The sequence below is a fragment of the Idiomarina sp. OT37-5b genome (assembly GCF_002968395.1).
In the GTDB taxonomy this organism is placed as follows: domain Bacteria; phylum Pseudomonadota; class Gammaproteobacteria; order Enterobacterales; family Alteromonadaceae; genus Idiomarina; species Idiomarina aquatica.
The window spans coordinates 191,857-207,172 of the sequence record NZ_CP027188.1 but is presented as its reverse complement, the minus strand read 5'-3'; the positions used below and the strand labels follow the sequence as shown (position 1 = coordinate 207,172).

At 50.8% G+C, this 15,316-nt stretch carries 18 protein-coding genes; 15 read left to right on the top strand and 3 right to left on the bottom strand.

Annotated elements, in window-relative coordinates:
* Window positions 1-29 precede the first annotated feature (29 nt).
* A complete protein-coding gene (gene glpE / locus C5610_RS01010) occupies window positions 30-338 on the top strand; it encodes a thiosulfate sulfurtransferase GlpE (RefSeq protein ID WP_241970569.1) in 309 nt (102 codons plus the stop codon).
* A 5-nt stretch (window positions 339-343) separates the two neighbouring features.
* Complete coding sequence (locus C5610_RS01005; protein ID WP_105307660.1) at window positions 344-1,159, top strand: rhomboid family intramembrane serine protease; 816 nt, start codon at window positions 344-346, stop codon at window positions 1,157-1,159.
* Here C5610_RS01005 and C5610_RS01000 read toward each other — a convergent pair.
* Entirely contained in the window at window positions 1,153-1,533 is a 381-nt protein-coding gene (locus tag C5610_RS01000) for a flagellar basal body-associated protein FliL (RefSeq protein WP_241970533.1), read from the bottom strand. The genes C5610_RS01005 and C5610_RS01000 overlap by 7 nt on opposite strands.
* A gap of 118 nt (window positions 1,534-1,651) precedes the next feature.
* Between C5610_RS01000 and C5610_RS00995 the strand changes: the two genes are divergently transcribed.
* Window positions 1,652-2,239, top strand: a complete 588-nt coding sequence (locus tag C5610_RS00995) for a chorismate--pyruvate lyase family protein (RefSeq protein ID WP_105305472.1) — start codon at window positions 1,652-1,654, stop codon at window positions 2,237-2,239.
* The gene (gene ubiA, locus C5610_RS00990) at window positions 2,232-3,086 is read left to right on the top strand and encodes a 4-hydroxybenzoate octaprenyltransferase (protein WP_105305471.1); all 855 of its coding nucleotides are present in this window, start codon (window positions 2,232-2,234) and stop codon (window positions 3,084-3,086) included. Before C5610_RS00995 ends, ubiA begins: the two co-directional genes overlap by 8 nt.
* Here ubiA and plsB read toward each other — a convergent pair.
* Window positions 3,079-5,547, bottom strand: a complete 2,469-nt coding sequence (gene plsB, locus C5610_RS00985) for a glycerol-3-phosphate 1-O-acyltransferase PlsB (RefSeq protein ID WP_105305470.1) — start codon at window positions 5,545-5,547, stop codon at window positions 3,079-3,081. The genes ubiA and plsB overlap by 8 nt on opposite strands.
* A gap of 153 nt (window positions 5,548-5,700) precedes the next feature.
* On the opposite strand from plsB, the gene lexA reads away from it, so the two are divergent.
* The 6 genes from lexA to C5610_RS00955 all read left to right on the top strand — a co-directional run bounded on the left by lexA (window position 5,701) and on the right by C5610_RS00955 (window position 11,271).
* Entirely contained in the window at window positions 5,701-6,318 is a 618-nt protein-coding gene (lexA, locus tag C5610_RS00980; protein ID WP_105305469.1) for a transcriptional repressor LexA, read from the top strand.
* Complete coding sequence (locus C5610_RS00975; protein WP_105305468.1) at window positions 6,315-6,767, top strand: SOS-response cell division inhibitor; 453 nt, start codon at window positions 6,315-6,317, stop codon at window positions 6,765-6,767. The genes lexA and C5610_RS00975 overlap by 4 nt, the downstream gene beginning before the upstream one ends.
* Before the next feature lie 316 nt (window positions 6,768-7,083).
* Window positions 7,084-8,205: a cytochrome c oxidase subunit II gene (gene coxB / locus C5610_RS00970; protein WP_105305467.1), complete on the top strand. Its 1,122-nt coding sequence runs from the start codon at window positions 7,084-7,086 to the stop codon at window positions 8,203-8,205.
* A 10-nt stretch (window positions 8,206-8,215) separates the two neighbouring features.
* On the top strand, window positions 8,216-9,802 hold the full coding sequence (ctaD, locus tag C5610_RS00965; protein ID WP_105305466.1) for a cytochrome c oxidase subunit I: 1,587 nt from the start codon (window positions 8,216-8,218) through the stop codon (window positions 9,800-9,802).
* 5 nt (window positions 9,803-9,807) lie between these two features.
* On the top strand, window positions 9,808-10,383 hold the full coding sequence (locus C5610_RS00960; RefSeq protein ID WP_105305465.1) for a cytochrome c oxidase assembly protein: 576 nt from the start codon (window positions 9,808-9,810) through the stop codon (window positions 10,381-10,383).
* Window positions 10,384-10,395: 12 nt separating this feature from the next.
* Window positions 10,396-11,271 carry a cytochrome c oxidase subunit 3 gene (locus tag C5610_RS00955; RefSeq protein ID WP_105305464.1) on the top strand — a complete coding sequence of 292 codons (876 nt, stop codon included), beginning with the start codon at window positions 10,396-10,398 and terminating at the stop codon, window positions 11,269-11,271.
* A gap of 20 nt (window positions 11,272-11,291) precedes the next feature.
* Here the strand turns inward: C5610_RS00955 and C5610_RS00950 are convergent, their stop codons facing one another.
* Window positions 11,292-11,507, bottom strand: coding sequence for a DUF2909 domain-containing protein (locus tag C5610_RS00950; RefSeq protein ID WP_105305463.1), 216 nt, complete (start codon window positions 11,505-11,507; stop codon window positions 11,292-11,294).
* A gap of 49 nt (window positions 11,508-11,556) precedes the next feature.
* Between C5610_RS00950 and C5610_RS00945 the strand changes: the two genes are divergently transcribed.
* The 5 genes from C5610_RS00945 to C5610_RS00925 are packed head-to-tail and all read left to right on the top strand — an operon-like array spanning window position 11,557 to window position 15,314.
* Complete coding sequence (locus tag C5610_RS00945) at window positions 11,557-12,228, top strand: SURF1 family protein (RefSeq protein WP_158682635.1); 672 nt, start codon at window positions 11,557-11,559, stop codon at window positions 12,226-12,228.
* A 2-nt stretch (window positions 12,229-12,230) separates the two neighbouring features.
* Window positions 12,231-12,773 (top strand): hypothetical protein, encoded by a 543-nt coding sequence (locus tag C5610_RS00940; protein WP_105305461.1) that lies wholly within the window; start codon window positions 12,231-12,233, stop codon window positions 12,771-12,773.
* Window positions 12,774-12,778: 5 nt separating this feature from the next.
* Entirely contained in the window at window positions 12,779-13,768 is a 990-nt protein-coding gene (locus C5610_RS00935) for a COX15/CtaA family protein (RefSeq protein ID WP_105305460.1), read from the top strand.
* 11 nt (window positions 13,769-13,779) lie between these two features.
* On the top strand, window positions 13,780-14,676 hold the full coding sequence (cyoE, locus tag C5610_RS00930; RefSeq protein WP_105305459.1) for a heme o synthase: 897 nt from the start codon (window positions 13,780-13,782) through the stop codon (window positions 14,674-14,676).
* Between the two features lie 20 nt (window positions 14,677-14,696).
* Entirely contained in the window at window positions 14,697-15,314 is a 618-nt protein-coding gene (locus tag C5610_RS00925; RefSeq protein ID WP_105305458.1) for an SCO family protein, read from the top strand.
* Window positions 15,315-15,316 lie beyond the last annotated feature (2 nt).

Genomic DNA, 15,316 nt, shown 5'->3' with positions numbered 1-15,316 from the left:
CGCCTGCAGGAGGCTTTTTGGCACAAGAAATCAGTTTACTCGACGCCCATCAATTATGGGCGTCAGAGCAACCACCGGTATTTGTCGATATCCGCGACGGGCAGTCCTTTGCGCTCGGTCATATACCGGGTGCACAGCCGCTTAATAACGACAATGTCGCCGAGTTTATCGATCAAACTGACGCCGATACCACGGTCATCGTTGTTTGCTATCACGGCATCAGCAGCCAACAGGCGGCCGATGTATTGCAGCAACACGGCCTCAACAAGGTGTTGAGTATGCAGGGAGGCTTCACCGCCTGGCAAACTCAGTTCACCACCGATATCGAGACGAGCTAATGCCCATGCGCAGATTACTGACCTCTACCGACAGTGAATTCATCGGTCAGCTATACCAGTATCTGCGCCAGCACGGCATCCCCGTCAGTGTTACTGAGCAAGGTCAGCAATTAGAACTCTGGCTGCACCAAAGTAGCTACGAAGCCGCAGCCAAAGAACTGATTCAGACCTTCAAAAATAACCCGTCAACGTCACAGACAACGCCATCAAAAGGTCAGACACGCTCATCATTATTGTCGGATCTGTTGCGCAATACCGGCTGGCTGACCCGTGTCACGGCGGGTATCGCGGTACTGATGTTCTTGCTGCTCAATATGGCACCGGAAGCGATACTCGGAAGCCTCCGCATCAGTCATTATTACGATGCCTACCCGTTTGCGCAGCCGTGGCGATTTTTAACACCGGTACTGTTGCACTTTTCCTTGATGCACTTGGTATTCAATGTGTTCTGGTGGTGGTATCTAGGCGGCCGCATTGAGCGCTACCTGGGAACCTCCTGGCTACTGGCCTTATTGCTGTTCAGTGGTGTTACCGCTAACGTCGCACAATACGCCGTCAGTGGTCCCAACTTTGGTGGCTTATCTGGCGTGGTCTACGGGCTGCTCGGGTTCTGTTGGATATACAGCTTCGGACGCCGCACTGCCCTGTGGCTCCCGCCCGGGTTAATCGTTTTTATGATCGGCTGGTTGTTGTTAGGGTATACCGGTGTGCTCTGGGTCAATATTGCCAACGAAGCACACCTGGCGGGTCTGCTCTCGGGCTGCCTCGCCGGTTTTGTCGTGCGGGTACTCAATCCGACACCAAAGCAGCCGCTTTACTGATAAATATATTTGGTGAAGAGCACTTCCTGTATTACCGGGTTACCGGTCTCTTCGCGCATCAGTTCCTGCGCTTTTTCCAGACACTTTAAACGCAGTTGATCGCGTCCGGTCATGGTTTTTATCTGCCGCTCCGGTGCCGAGCTTAAAATGCGAATAAACGCATCACGCAGCAGTGGTGCATGATGCTCAACAACCCCCACATATTGGGGATCGGGCACCATGACTTCGATAGCGACACGAATAAAGCCAAGCCGGTAGTCATTACCTTCTTTAATAAAATTGGTGGTGATATCCGGTTCAAAGCCATAATAGGACACATTACTCTGCCAGGCTTTTACCGGTGCCGTCATCATCAGCATGAGGGAAACGGCCATTGCTATCCCTAGTTTTCTCATTCGCTGTTATCGCCTCTCATCTTGGTGCTGTTATGCTACTGCGTATCGCCTGTAGCTTTGCTATGATACTGACAGGACTTAATTAATTAAAACCCATATGGATCTTCAATTCCCTGTTGCTCAGCCATGCCAGTGGACTCGCCCTGATCGTCTGAGCATCCCCGCTGCGGCGAAAGAATGGCTCCTCGAGGAAGGTTCGCTAACACAAAAGCTGAAACAACACTGTCAGCAGTTTACCGTCGAGCTCATTGGCCAGCAAGCAGCGCCCATTTTTGACAGCGAGTTTGAACTGTTTCGCCGGCATCATACCCGTGTCCCTTTCGAAGCCACGGTACGCGAAGTGCTGCTGTGCTGTGACGGCAAGCCCTGGGTGTTTGCCCGCAGTCTTTTCCCTGTATCGGCACTGCAGCATAAAAACCTAAATTTATCCTCGCTGGGCTGCTCGTCACTCGGGCAGTCGTTATTTGATCAAGCGGATCTGTTACGCAGCCCTTTCGATGTGACACGGCTGGACAGCTCGCATCCGCTCGCTAAACTTAATCAGACACTACACGGAAAAGCACATTCGTTATGGGGACGCCGCAGCCTTTTTCTTACCGCAGGACAACGCGTGCTGGTCAGCGAACTGTTTTTGTCGCCTTTGCCCTTTTATGGTCGGCAGAATAACGGGAGTCAAGATGAATAAATTGGATGCCTATTGGCGCTTAATGCGGGCAGACCGCCCTATCGGTACCTATTTATTAGCGTGGCCTACCGTCTGGGCATTACTGATAGCCGCCGATGGCTACCCGTCACTGAAAGTATTTGTACTGTTTATGGTGGGTACGTTTTTAATGCGCTCGGCCGGTTGTGTCATCAACGATTTTGCGGATCGCAATCTCGACGGCCATGTGCGTCGTACGCATCAACGACCATTGCCGGCCGGCGAAGTGACTCCGACCGAAGCCGTGTTGGTGTTTGCGTTACTGCTATTTGCCGCGTTCATCATCGTGTTGCAATTTAACACCCAAACCGTGATGTTAAGCTTTTTTGCCGCCGGCGTTGCCGCCTTGTATCCGTTCTGCAAGCGCTGGACGCATCTGCCACAAGTGGTACTGGGGATAGCCTTTAGCTTTGGTATCCTGATGGCATTCAGCGCGCAGGACGCGAATCAATGGTTTATTGCCGGCGTCTTATTCATCGCCAACGTCATCTGGACGGTGATGTATGACACCGAGTACGCGATGGCCGATCGAGAGGACGACCTGCAAATCGGTATTCGCAGCACGGCAATACTGTTTGGCCGCCACGATAAACTGATCATAGGCCTGTTACAGCTCATCACGCTGTTGTTGCTCGCTTATGTCACTCATTGGTTCGACTGGAGCTGGCCTATTGTGCTGGCGTTGCTGATTATCGTCGGATTATTCGGCTATCAGCAGTGGCTGATAAAAGAGCGCGAACCCAGCAAGTGTTTTCGCGCTTTTCTCCACAATCATTATGTCGGCATGAGTTTCGCCATCGGTCTTGCCTGGCACTACTGGTTTATTTAGTATTATCGGTCTTACCGGTTTCCACCAGCAGTTGTTGTACCGACTGACGAATGGTTTGTAACACCGGTGGATCGATAAGTTCATCAATAGCGTCACTCAGCTCACCAATGGCTGGAGCCGCTATTTGCTGACCGTCATCATTCACCTGTAATAGTTCCTGCGCCTTGAGGCTGGCGATGAAGGTGGTCATCACCTTCTTATCGTAAAACTCCGGTGCGTTAATGCCGTGAATGGCGCTTAGCCGCTCGGCCAGAGTAATCGAATGGCGTTCCAGTTCAGCCCGCTGAATCGGTTGTGCCTGCTGCAACAATTCCAACACAATACTGTAGCGTTGCAGCGTTTCGCTGGCACTGCGCGCCAGCAATTGCAGTTGCATCCACTGTGCCGATTCGCGCGACGCCATATGCCAGGTTTCGCCGTTTTGTGTAACGAGATCCTGACGCTGAAGTTCTTCGATAACAGCAGCAACCCAGAGCGGCACATCGTCAATTTCATGGGATAAAAACAGTTCTTTTTGCAGCATCGGATAAATTTGCTGCACGCGCTCTGCCAACTGCGCCGTCGTCTGCTGCTTTTTGGCCACCATAATCGTCGCAACGATACCGGGAATGATCATTAAATGCAGAATATTATTACGATAATAGGTCATCGCTATCGCATTAACGTCCTGTAGCGAGATAACCTGCCCCATAGTATCGTCTTGAACGCTAAACTTACCGGTCCGCTGTGCCTGTTGCCATAACGCTTCCGCACTGTCCGAGGGCACGTTAACTTCGCTGGTATAAGGCACTTCACGTAATACACCCTGATAAACTGACAATTGTTGCAGTAGCTCTTCCTTCGTCAAGGCATGATGCTCAGAACTCAAAATCGCCAGCGCTGTCAGGTTGACACTGTTGGCGGCTGCAGCGTCATTGATTCCACGCATAACAGTCTCTGCCAGGCGGTTCACGGTCGGCGTGAGCCAGTTCGGACGCTCAGGTTCTTCCGCGCCACGGGTTATCGATGCCTGCCAATCGGTCACCTCCTCATCCAAAAAGTTTTTCAGGTCAATTGGCTTGCCAAAGGTAACGTAACCCTGGCCGAAGTTGCGCAGTTTACGCAACGAACCAAGTACCTGCCACATGGATTCCTTTTCTTTGCTTTTTCCTTTCAGCTCTTTCAGGTACGTGGCAACTTCCATAATGTGCTCGTAACCGAGGTAAACAGGAACCAACGAAATGGGACGTTGCTGGCCACGTAACATACCCTGCACCGTCATCGCTAACATACCGGTTTTTGGCGGCAGCAGGCGGCCGGTACGTGAGCGCCCACCTTCGCTGAAATACTCGACCGGATAGCCTTTTTGAAACAGCCAACATAGGTATTCACGGAAGACCGCGGAATACAATTTATTGCCGCGGAAGCTGCGCCGGATGAAGAACGCACCACCACGGCGGAATATGCCACCCACCGGGAAGAAATTCAGGTTAACACCGGCCGCGATGTGAGGTGGCACCAGGCCTTCTTTATAAATCACATAGCTCAGTAATAAGTAGTCCATATGGCTACGATGGCAAGGCACGTAAATAACTTCGTGCCCCTGCTGCGCCAGCTTACGAATTCGGTCACCGCCGCGCACATCAATGCCGTTATAAATTCGGCTCCACATCCAGGTCATGAATCGATCCAGCACGCGCACCAGAGTTGAGCTGTAATTTGCCGCGATCTCATTGATGTAGCTGAGCGCCTTTTTGCGCGCTTCCTGCTCAGACACTTTATTGCTGCGCTGCTCATCGGCAATGGCTTTTTTTAATGCCGGCGAATGGATCAGCTCCTGCATCAATTGGTTGCGGTCACTGAGCTTAGGTCCGGCCACCGCGTGTCGCATACGAACAAAATGAACCCGCGCCACGCGCGCCAATTTATGCGCTATCTTAAAATCACTGCCACTTTGCCGCGCCATGGTGCCGAGGCTGACACTGCGTGAGAAACGGCACAACACCTGCCGGCCGGAAAACAGTACCAGCCAGAACTTGCGCAGATGTCCCGGATTGTCCAGATCACCGGTCATCGCCGAGCCAGCTCGTGCCTCCTGACCCGGTTTGCGTCCCCAGAAGATACCGACCGGCAATAGCTGAATGTCCAGCTCTGGATCGGCCTGGTGAGCTTCGAGCAGTTCCTGAAACTGTCCTATCGCTCGTTGAGAAGAATCAGAATGGGTTTCTTCCAGATACATCACCCGCGCAAATGACTTACCGTTAATGGTTAGTGGCTGCTGCGGATCCGGCAGCGACTTACTGGCTGCGGCCCGTTGCAAAATGGAAAAATCAGCGCGTGAGGTTGAGCGCATCACATAAACGATGGGCTTATCCTTTACGCTCGCGTCACCAGCCTCTGCCTCATCGGCGATCGCAATAAAACGCGTTAGCCAGCGTAAAGGGTGTTTTATAACTGCATAAATCCAACTCTGATTAGCCATTCGATTCCCGAGCGTAAAGCGTTTAAAACAGTAGTGAACGGTAGAGTATACAGGATCTTGGGCAACGACAAAAAACACACAAAGAAAAATTCTTGCCAAATAAAAATACCTGTATATACTCACAGTATACTGTACGAATAAACAGGTACTCTTATGCGACCATTAACACCACGACAATCCGAGATCCTTGAATTAATTAAGGACAATTTGCAGGCGACTGGCATGCCCCCTACGCGCGCCGAAATCGCAGCGAAATTAGGATTTCGCTCAGCTAATGCCGCAGAGGAGCACCTCAAGGCGCTGGCTCGTAAGGGCGTCATTGAAATACTGCCAGGCATGTCACGCGGTATTCGTTTGGTGGCCGACGATTTTGAAATTGAAGAGGGTCTGCCGCTCATCGGGCAAGTGGCAGCCGGTTCGCCGATTCTCGCGCAAGAGCATATCGAAGGCCACTTTAAGGTCGATGAAAATATGTTCTATCCCGCTGCCAACTTTCTGTTGAAAGTGAACGGCATGAGTATGCGTAATATTGGCATTCTGGACGGCGACTTGTTAGCGGTTCACAAAACCGAACAAGCACGAAACGGGCAGGTGGTTGTCGCCCGTGTCGAGGATGAAGTTACGGTTAAACGATTTGAGCAAAAAGGTCGAAAAGTGCTACTTCATCCAGAAAATGAGGAATTCTCGACCATTATTGTCGATTTATCCTCTCAAGTTTTTGCCATCGAGGGCTTAGCTGTCGGTGTTATTCGTAATGGAGCATCACTATGAAGTTTCAGCATACAACCAAAATACATCACCCCGGCCTGTGGCAAAGTGCCGGTCAAACAGCCTCCCAACAGGCGGCGGTTTCATCGGTCATCGCATCCGAGGCTACCTTTAATCCGACTAACGACCAGCACGCGGAAGTTGTTGCTGCCTGTGTAAACGGCGAGTCTGAGAAATGGATAACCATCGTGGGCGGCAGCCGTGAATTTATTGCAGAACTGCTCGCGGCCGGCATTCCAAAACAGCGCATTCGCTGGTTGCGCACAGGCGATCACACACAGCGTGAATGGGCGCTTGAGCAAGCCACGCTTGCAGGCACCAGCGCGGTGATTGTTGGCTGGTTGGACGGACTGGAGCAACGCTTTTGTCAACGTATTAAAATGGCCTGCCGCCTTAGTCAGACAAAAAGCTTCCTGTTTGAAGAAGATACATTATTCCCTCACCTTCACTGAGCCCCATCTCAGTATCCCCACCATTGGATAATGTATCTAGGCTACCCTCGGGTAGCCTTTTTTTTACAATTTTGATTATTTTTCAAGCAATCGGTAAGATTGATCTGGATCTTTGTGTGTAAATTCGTTAATAAATGATACTACCCAACTATATAAATTAATATAACAACGAAACTACAACAAAGAGTTGGTAGAGAAAGTGATTTCTGGGGAGAAGCTGTTCCTTTTTCTGCTTACCTCTTTGTTCTTCATCGCCCGCACGTGTTTTTACAAAAAGCCGTGCTAGAAGAAGAATAAGAGGAGAAGTCACGTGAAAATGAAGCCGCTGTTGGCACTACTGGCTTTGTTTGGGTTTTCTGCGCAAGCCCAAAATCGCCTCAATCTGACGGAAGGTGTCACCGACGTCAGTAACCGTGTCTATGACCTCCACATGACCATTTTTTATATATGTTGTGTCATTGGAGTTATTGTCTTCGGCCTGATGTTCATTTCTATGATTCGTCACCGCAAGTCAAAAGGACGAGAGCCTGCCAAGTTCCACGAAAGTGTGAAGGTCGAAATTGCCTGGACCATCATCCCCTTCCTTATTTTGGTCGGCATGGCAATACCGGCGACATCTACCCTGATCGCGATGGAAGATACCAGCGACGCCGATGTCACTGTACAAATTACCGGCTCGCAATGGAAATGGCATTACAAGTACTTCGAACATGAAGTTGAGTTTTTCAGCCGCCTCGCGACGCAACAGGAACAAATTCAAAATAAATTTGAGAAAAGCGAAAACTACCTGCTAGAGGTGGATAATCCGCTGGTCATCCCTACCGGTAAGAAAGTTCGCTTTCTGGTCACGTCTGACGACGTGATTCACAGTTGGTGGGTGCCGGATTTTGCGGTCAAAAAGGACGCCAACCCCGGTTTTATTAACGAAGCCTGGACGCGTGTCGAGGAGCCCGGAATCTATCGCGGTCAATGTGCTGAGCTTTGTGGTAAAGATCATGGCTTTATGCCTGTTGTTGTCATCGCCAAAGAGCCCGCTGAGTATCAGAAATGGGTTGAAGAAACCGAAGCCGAACAAATTGCCGCACGCGAGCGTGAGCAAGAGTTACTGGACATGGAAATGTCAATGGATGAGCTGATGGCCATGGGTGAAAAAATCTACAACAGTACCTGTGCAGCCTGTCACCAGGCAAATGGCCAGGGTATTCCAGGCACTTTCCCGGCACTCGCCGGCTCCGGCGTTTCAGTCGATCCGGAAGCTCGCGATCAACACATTGATATCGTTGTCAACGGTGTCCAGGGTACTGCCATGCAGGCGTTTGGCCAGCAGTTGAGCATGCAGGAACTGGCAGCGGTTATTACCTATGAGCGTAACGCTTGGGGTAACGACACCGGCGACACCGTGCAAGCGGCAGATATCAACGCAGTAATGAACCAATAAGGAGACGGTGATGAGTACAGTTGTGGACGATATCCATCACGAAGAACACCACGATCACAAGCCGTCGGGCATTACTCGTTGGCTGTTCACCACTAACCACAAAGACATCGGTTCGTTGTATCTGTGGTTTAGTTTAATCATGTTTTTCATTGGCGGCGCGATGGCCATGGTCATCCGTGCAGAGCTGTTCCAGCCTGGTTTGCAATTGGTTGAACCCAATTTCTTTAACCAGATGACCACCGTGCATGGCCTGATCATGGTTTTTGGCGCGGTCATGCCGGCCTTCACTGGACTGGCAAACTGGATGATTCCAATGATGATTGGTGCGCCGGATATGGCGCTGCCGCGAATGAACAACTGGAGTTTCTGGATCCTGCCATTTGGCTTTGCGATTCTGCTGTCTTCGTTGTTCCTGGAAGGCGGTGGTCCTAACTTTGGCTGGACATTCTACGCACCGTTATCAACCACCTACAGCAACGATTCAACAGCGCTGTTTGTGTTTTCCATGCACATTTTGGGTATTTCATCCATCATGGGCGCAATTAACGTTATCGTTACCATCATGAACATGCGCGCGCCCGGCATGAACTACATGAAAATGCCGTTGTTCGTCTGGACCTGGCTGATTACCGCCTTCCTGCTGATCGCAGTGATGCCGGTGCTGGCCGGGGCAGTCACCATGGTGTTAACGGATAAATACTTTGGTACCAGTTTCTTTGATGCGGCAGGAGGCGGTGACCCGGTCATGTTCCAGCATATTTTCTGGTTCTTCGGTCACCCTGAAGTGTACATCATGATTTTGCCGTCTTTTGGTATCATTTCGGCCATCATCCCGGCCTTTACCCGTAAACGACTATTCGGTTATGCGTCGATGGTTTATGCCACCGCATCCATTGCCATTCTGTCGTTCCTGGTTTGGGCACACCACATGTTTACCACCGGTATGCCGGTGTTCGCCGAGCTCTTCTTCATGTACTGCACCATGCTGATCGCCGTGCCGACCGGGGTTAAAGTGTTTAACTGGGTGGCGACCATGTGGCGCGGAGCAATGACCTTCGAAACACCGATGTTATTTGCGCTGGCGTTTGTCATTCTGTTTACCATCGGTGGTTTCTCGGGTCTGATGCTGGCCATTACGCCAGTTGACTTTCAGTACCATGACACCTACTTCGTGGTGGCCCATTTTCATTATGTGCTGGTTACCGGAGCCGTCTTCTCGATCATGGCGGCGGCCTACTACTGGTTACCGAAGTGGACCGGCCATATGTACGATGAAACCCTCGCCAAACTGCACTTCTGGACCTCGCTGATCTCGGTTAATGTGCTGTTCTTCCCAATGCACTTTGCCGGCCTGGCGGGCATGCCTCGGCGGATTCCGGACTACTCGGTGCAGTTTGCCGATGTTAACCAAATCACCAGTATTGGCGGCTTTGCCTTTGGTTTATCGCAACTGATCTTCCTGTGGTTGGCGATCAAATGTGTTCGTGGTGGCGAGAAAGCGGCGGCTAAGCCCTGGGAAGGTGCTGAAGGGCTTGAATGGACGGTGCCTTCACCAGCGCCTTACCACACGTTCGAAAAGCCACCTAAAGTGGAGTAACAGCCATGTCTGACTCGCAACAACGTGCAAACAACGCGACCATCGTTAAACGGCTGCTACTGACCGTTGCCGGGATGTTCGCTTTCGGTTTCGCACTGGTCCCTCTGTATGACGTGTTTTGCGAGGTAACCGGCTTTAACGGACGCACAAAGAACGAAGCGGTCGCGGCTGTCCACCAGGAGGTGGACACGTCGCGAACCGTGACCGTGCAGTTCATTACTCGCAACGCGAAAGGCATTCCCTGGAAATTTGAACCCTCGGTGAAGCAAGTCAAAGTACACCCCGGTGAAGTCCGTGTGGTTAACTTTTTGGCGGGCAACCCTACCGGTGGAGACATGGTGGCTCAGGCGATTCCATCGGTAGCCCCGGCGGAGGCATCGTTGTACCTCAATAAAGTGGAATGTTTCTGTTTTAATCAACAGCCGCTTGCAGCCGGTGACGACACCGAAATGCCAATGCAATTTTATCTCGACCCGGAAATTCCGGCTCACATCACTACATTAACACTGTCATACACGCTGTATGATATGACAGCCGATGCGACGGCTGAGACATTAGCTCAGCTACAATCATCAGAATAAGGAAACGTCGTTATGGCAGAGAATCAAAGTTATTATGTTCCTGCTTCCAGCCCCTGGCCCATTATTGGCGCCATCGGCTTAGGGCTTATCGCCTGGGGTGCAGGAAACACCGTTATAGACATGACCAATGAACAAGATGGTTATGGTAGCACCGTGCTTATCGCGGGCATTATCGTTATGGCCGTAATGCTGTTTGGCTGGTTCCGGGATCAAATCAATGAATCCATGCAGGGCCTGTACAACGAGCAGCTTGGTAATTCTTATAAACAAGGCATGAGTTGGTTTATCTTTTCCGAAGTCATGTTCTTTGCGGCGTTTTTTGGCGCCTTATTCTATGCCCGGGTAATCGCTGTACCATGGCTTGATGGCGCCAGCAATAATGCCATGACCGCCGAGGTATTATGGCCGCAGTTTGTTGCTCAGTGGCCATTGACGAAAACCCCCGGAGGTACTGAAACCGAAGCGATGGGTTGGTACGGTCTACCGTTGATTAACACCGTCATTCTGGTGGTTAGCTCGGTCACCTGCCACTTGGCGCACGTTGGCCTGGAAAAAGACAACCGTAAGCAACTGACCGCCTGGCTGGCCATCACCATCATCCTTGGTTGCATCTTCCTGTACTTCCAGGGAGCCGAGTACATTCACGCGTACGAGCAGCTTGGTTTAACCTTGCAGTCCGGTATTTACGGTAACACCTTCTACCTGCTGACGGGCTTCCACGGCATGCACGTAACACTTGGCACACTGATGTTGATCATCATGTTCCTGCGTGTGCTAAAAGGTCATTTTACACCCGACAATCACTTTGCCTTTCAGGCGACCAGTTGGTACTGGCATTTCGTCGATGTGGTGTGGATTTGTTTGTTTGTTGTGGTTTATGTGATTTAACCGTAAACAACTCGCGCCTCTTAATAGGGGCGCGGGTTAAGCGGTAATAGCCCGCTGTAAGCAGCGATGATTAAGACCAAGAGAACCAAGGCTGCAATTCCTACCCGTTTACCCAGGTAATGCGTCATCGGTGGTTTGTTGGGGTCGTTTCGAAGCATGACAAACAGTGCCCGAAACAGGTTAAACACCATATAGAGCAGTAGCGCAACGATAATGAGCTTAAAAATTGCTAACATAAAAATTCCTGTAATTGCCGGAACTCTTACTGTGCTAGCTGTGGCAGTAATGGTCAAGTTAGGATTTTGGCAGCTCGAACGTGCCGCCGAGAAAGCAGCCCTGTTTAACGACTATCAAGCGTATGCCGAGCACAGTGAGTCTCGACCGGCTGCCAACCTCAATTTACTGGAGCGACAGCCAGAACGGTTTGAAGCCGTTACGGTCAGCGGCGAATTCGACCCACAACGCTACTTTCTTATCGACAACCAACTGCACCAACGGACACCCGGTTATCATGTGGTTGGCTTGCTGAACATCGCTAATCAGGAGCAGCAGGTGGCGGTAAACCTTGGCTGGATAGAGGCACCTACATTGCGCTCCGAACTACCCGATATTCGTCTGCCTTCCGGAACCGTGTCATTCACGGCATTAACACAGTATCCGCAGGAAAACGTGTTTATTAATGATGTTCAGGAACAACCTCTGGGTATTTGGCCACAGCGTATACCGGAATTTGTGCCGTCAGCTGTTGCTGACAACTTTCAGCTCGACATCGCGCCCTTTCTATTGCTGCTGAGTAAGAACGCCTCATTTGGCTATCTTCGCGACTGGAAACCCAATGTGATGCCACCTGAAAAGCATCAGGCCTATGCGTTGCAATGGTTCAGTTTAGCGGTTGCAGCGTTGGTGATTTTTACAATTGCTGTTATAAGAATAAATAAACAAAAACAAGAGGAGTAATCATGAGCTCCCTCAATCGCTCACGACGAACACTGATCATAGTCCTGATAGCCTTCCTATTGCCGGTTATTATCGCCTGGATCATTCTCGATCAACATTGGTATCAAGCCGGCACCAATAAAGGCACTCTATTAGCTGAGCCGGTTACCCTGAGCCAGGCCGATGAGCTGCCCGATGGCTGGAAGTTGGCTTATATTGCGCCCGAACAGTGTCAGGAGCGCTGTCAAAATGTGCTCTTTGTGATGAATCAGATTGACGTTGCCCTGGGCAAAGACACCGACCGTGTCACGCCGGTGGTACTGACCAACTCAGCGGCAGCCGACGTACGAGAATTTCACTCCGAGTTTCATTTCACACAACTGCAACAACCACAGCTCATCGACCAGCTGAACGGTTTACCGGCCAGCTCTTTGTTTATTATCGACCCGTTAAACAACGTCATGCTTTACTACCCTTCACATGACGATCAGCAAACCATGATTCTGGAAGGCAAGAACGTCCTCGCCGACCTGAGAAAATTATTAAAACTATCGAGAATAGGATAAAGGGTATGCGTACACTTGTAAGAATCAGTGTGGTTCTGGCGTTCTGCGTTATCGTACTCGGCGCGTTTACGCGCTTAACGGAAGCTGGACTCGGCTGTCCTGACTGGCCCGGCTGCTATGGCTTTTTATCTGTGCCTTCAAAAGCAGAACATATCGCGCAGGCAGAAGCATTGTATCCCGATGCACCGGTGGAAAAGGACAAAGCCTGGAACGAAATGATCCATCGCTATTTTGCCGGCGCGCTGGGTTTGATGATTTTACTTATTGCTGTCAGCGCGTGGTTTAAAAAACGCGTGCCGAGCCAAAAGCCGACGCCGGTCAAGTTACCAACGTTATTATTGGGGCTGGTTATTTTTCAGGCGGCACTGGGCATGTGGACGGTTACCATGAATCTGCAGCCGCTGATTGTGATGGGACATTTACTGGGCGGTTTTTCCATACTGTCGCTGCTGTACTTGCTGAAGCTGAGGTTAGAACCCTACCGGGTTGGCGGCGGCGATCCCGAGTTACGACGTTACCGCGGCTTGGCGCTGTTCACTCTGTTTGTGGTGCTGGGTCAAATTGCGCTGGGTGGCTGGGTGGCAGCCAACTATGCCGCGGTTGCCTGCACCGAGCTACCATTTTGTGAAGGCAACTGGACCGCTAACCTCGATTTCAGCGGTGCATTCAGTATTCCTGAAGCCTCCACTTATCAATTTGGCGCACATGACTACGATGACCGCATGACCATGCACATTGTCCACCGCTTTGGTGCGATCGTAACGACGTTAGTCGTCGGGTGGTTGCTGTTTAAATGTTGGCGCAAAGCGGTTTCTGGCTTTTTCCGCCAATCGCTGGTTGTTATCGGATTGTTATTAATTTTGCAAATTGCGCTCGGTGTGAGTAACGTAGTCTTTAGCCTACCGCTTTGGGTAGCTGTATCCCATAATGCTGTGGGAGCACTGTTATTGCTGTCTCTGGTCGCACTTAATTACAACTTGTCCAGAAAGGCTTGAAGGAGTTCACTATGCCAGCTTACGTTGCATCAAAAAAACTACAACAACGCAGCGCGCCATGGCGAGATTATCTCGAATTAACCAAGCCGCGGGTAGTCGCGTTACTTTTATTAACCGCGGTTGTCGGCATGGCTCTGGCGCAGACCGAATGGGTGGCGTTGAGTGTGCTGATACCGGCGTTGACAGGCATTGGCCTGATGTCGGCAGCCGCTGCCGCCATCAACCACCTGGTAGACCGTCATATCGATGCGAAAATGGCTCGCACGTTGCGTCGACCGTTGCCTCAGGGCAACCTGTCGCCATTTAAGGTATCGACCTTTGCCAGCATCATCGGGTTACTGGGTTTTGCCACGCTGTACGTTTGGGTCAATGCCTTAACAGCCTGGCTGACTTTTGCCAGTATGGTTGGCTATGCGGTCGTTTACACGATGTTTTTAAAGCGCGCCACACCACAAAATATCGTTATCGGAGGTCTCGCTGGGGCAGCCCCTCCGCTGTTAGGCTGGACCGCCGTTACTAATGATATTCACGCCCATGCCATTTTATTGGTGATGATCATATTTACCTGGACGCCACCGCATTTCTGGGCCTTGGCCGTACACCGTGAACGGGACTATGCACGAGCCAAGGTGCCAATGCTACCGGTCACTCACGGCATAGAGTTCACTAAGACCTGCATCCTGCTGTATACGGTATTGCTCAGTGTGGTTTGCTTTTTGCCCTATTTGGTTGGTATGTCCGGCGTGATTTATTTGGTTGGCGTGAGTGTGCTTAATGCCATTTTCCTCGGCTACGCCTGGAAGCTCAAGTACGCACCCAATAAGAAAACCGCATTTAATATGTTTGCCTTCTCTATTTGGCACCTAATGCTGCTGTTCGTCATCCTATTGGTCGATCATTACGTTTAGCCACAACGAGAGAGCCGTTTATGCAAAAAGCATTGATCGTGATTGCCGCCATTATCGCCGCTGCGGTAGGCATTGCCACTTATCAATTCTGGCCTCAACCGCAGCCAGAGGCGTTGGTATACAACCCTCCGCGTGCGCTGGCGCCGTTCCAGATTGAGTCAACGGCAACCCAGCAAACCATCGATAATGACGCTTTAAAAGGCCAATGGACCTTGCTGTTTACCGGCTACACCTTTTGTCCGGATATTTGCCCGACCACACTATCCGACTTACAACGTATCCTGCCGGAATTGCAGCAACACACCGACCAACCGGTTAAAGTCTGGCTTATCTCAGTCGATCCTAAACGAGACTCACTGGAACGCCTGACTCAGTATACCGGCTATTTTGGTGACGCTTTTGTTGGTGTCCGCGCAGAGCACCCACAACTGTTTCCGTTCGTGCGGGATCTCGGTTTAATGTACTCGATACCGGAAGAGGACGAAGAGAATTATCTGGTTAATCACAGTGCAGCGATCATTCTTGTCGACCCTGATGGTAATCGTAAAGCAATATTCAATGCCGACCATAAGCCGGGCGAAATTCCCGTTGTTGACATGCAACAGTTAAAACGAGACTTCGCCATTATTGCCGATTAAGT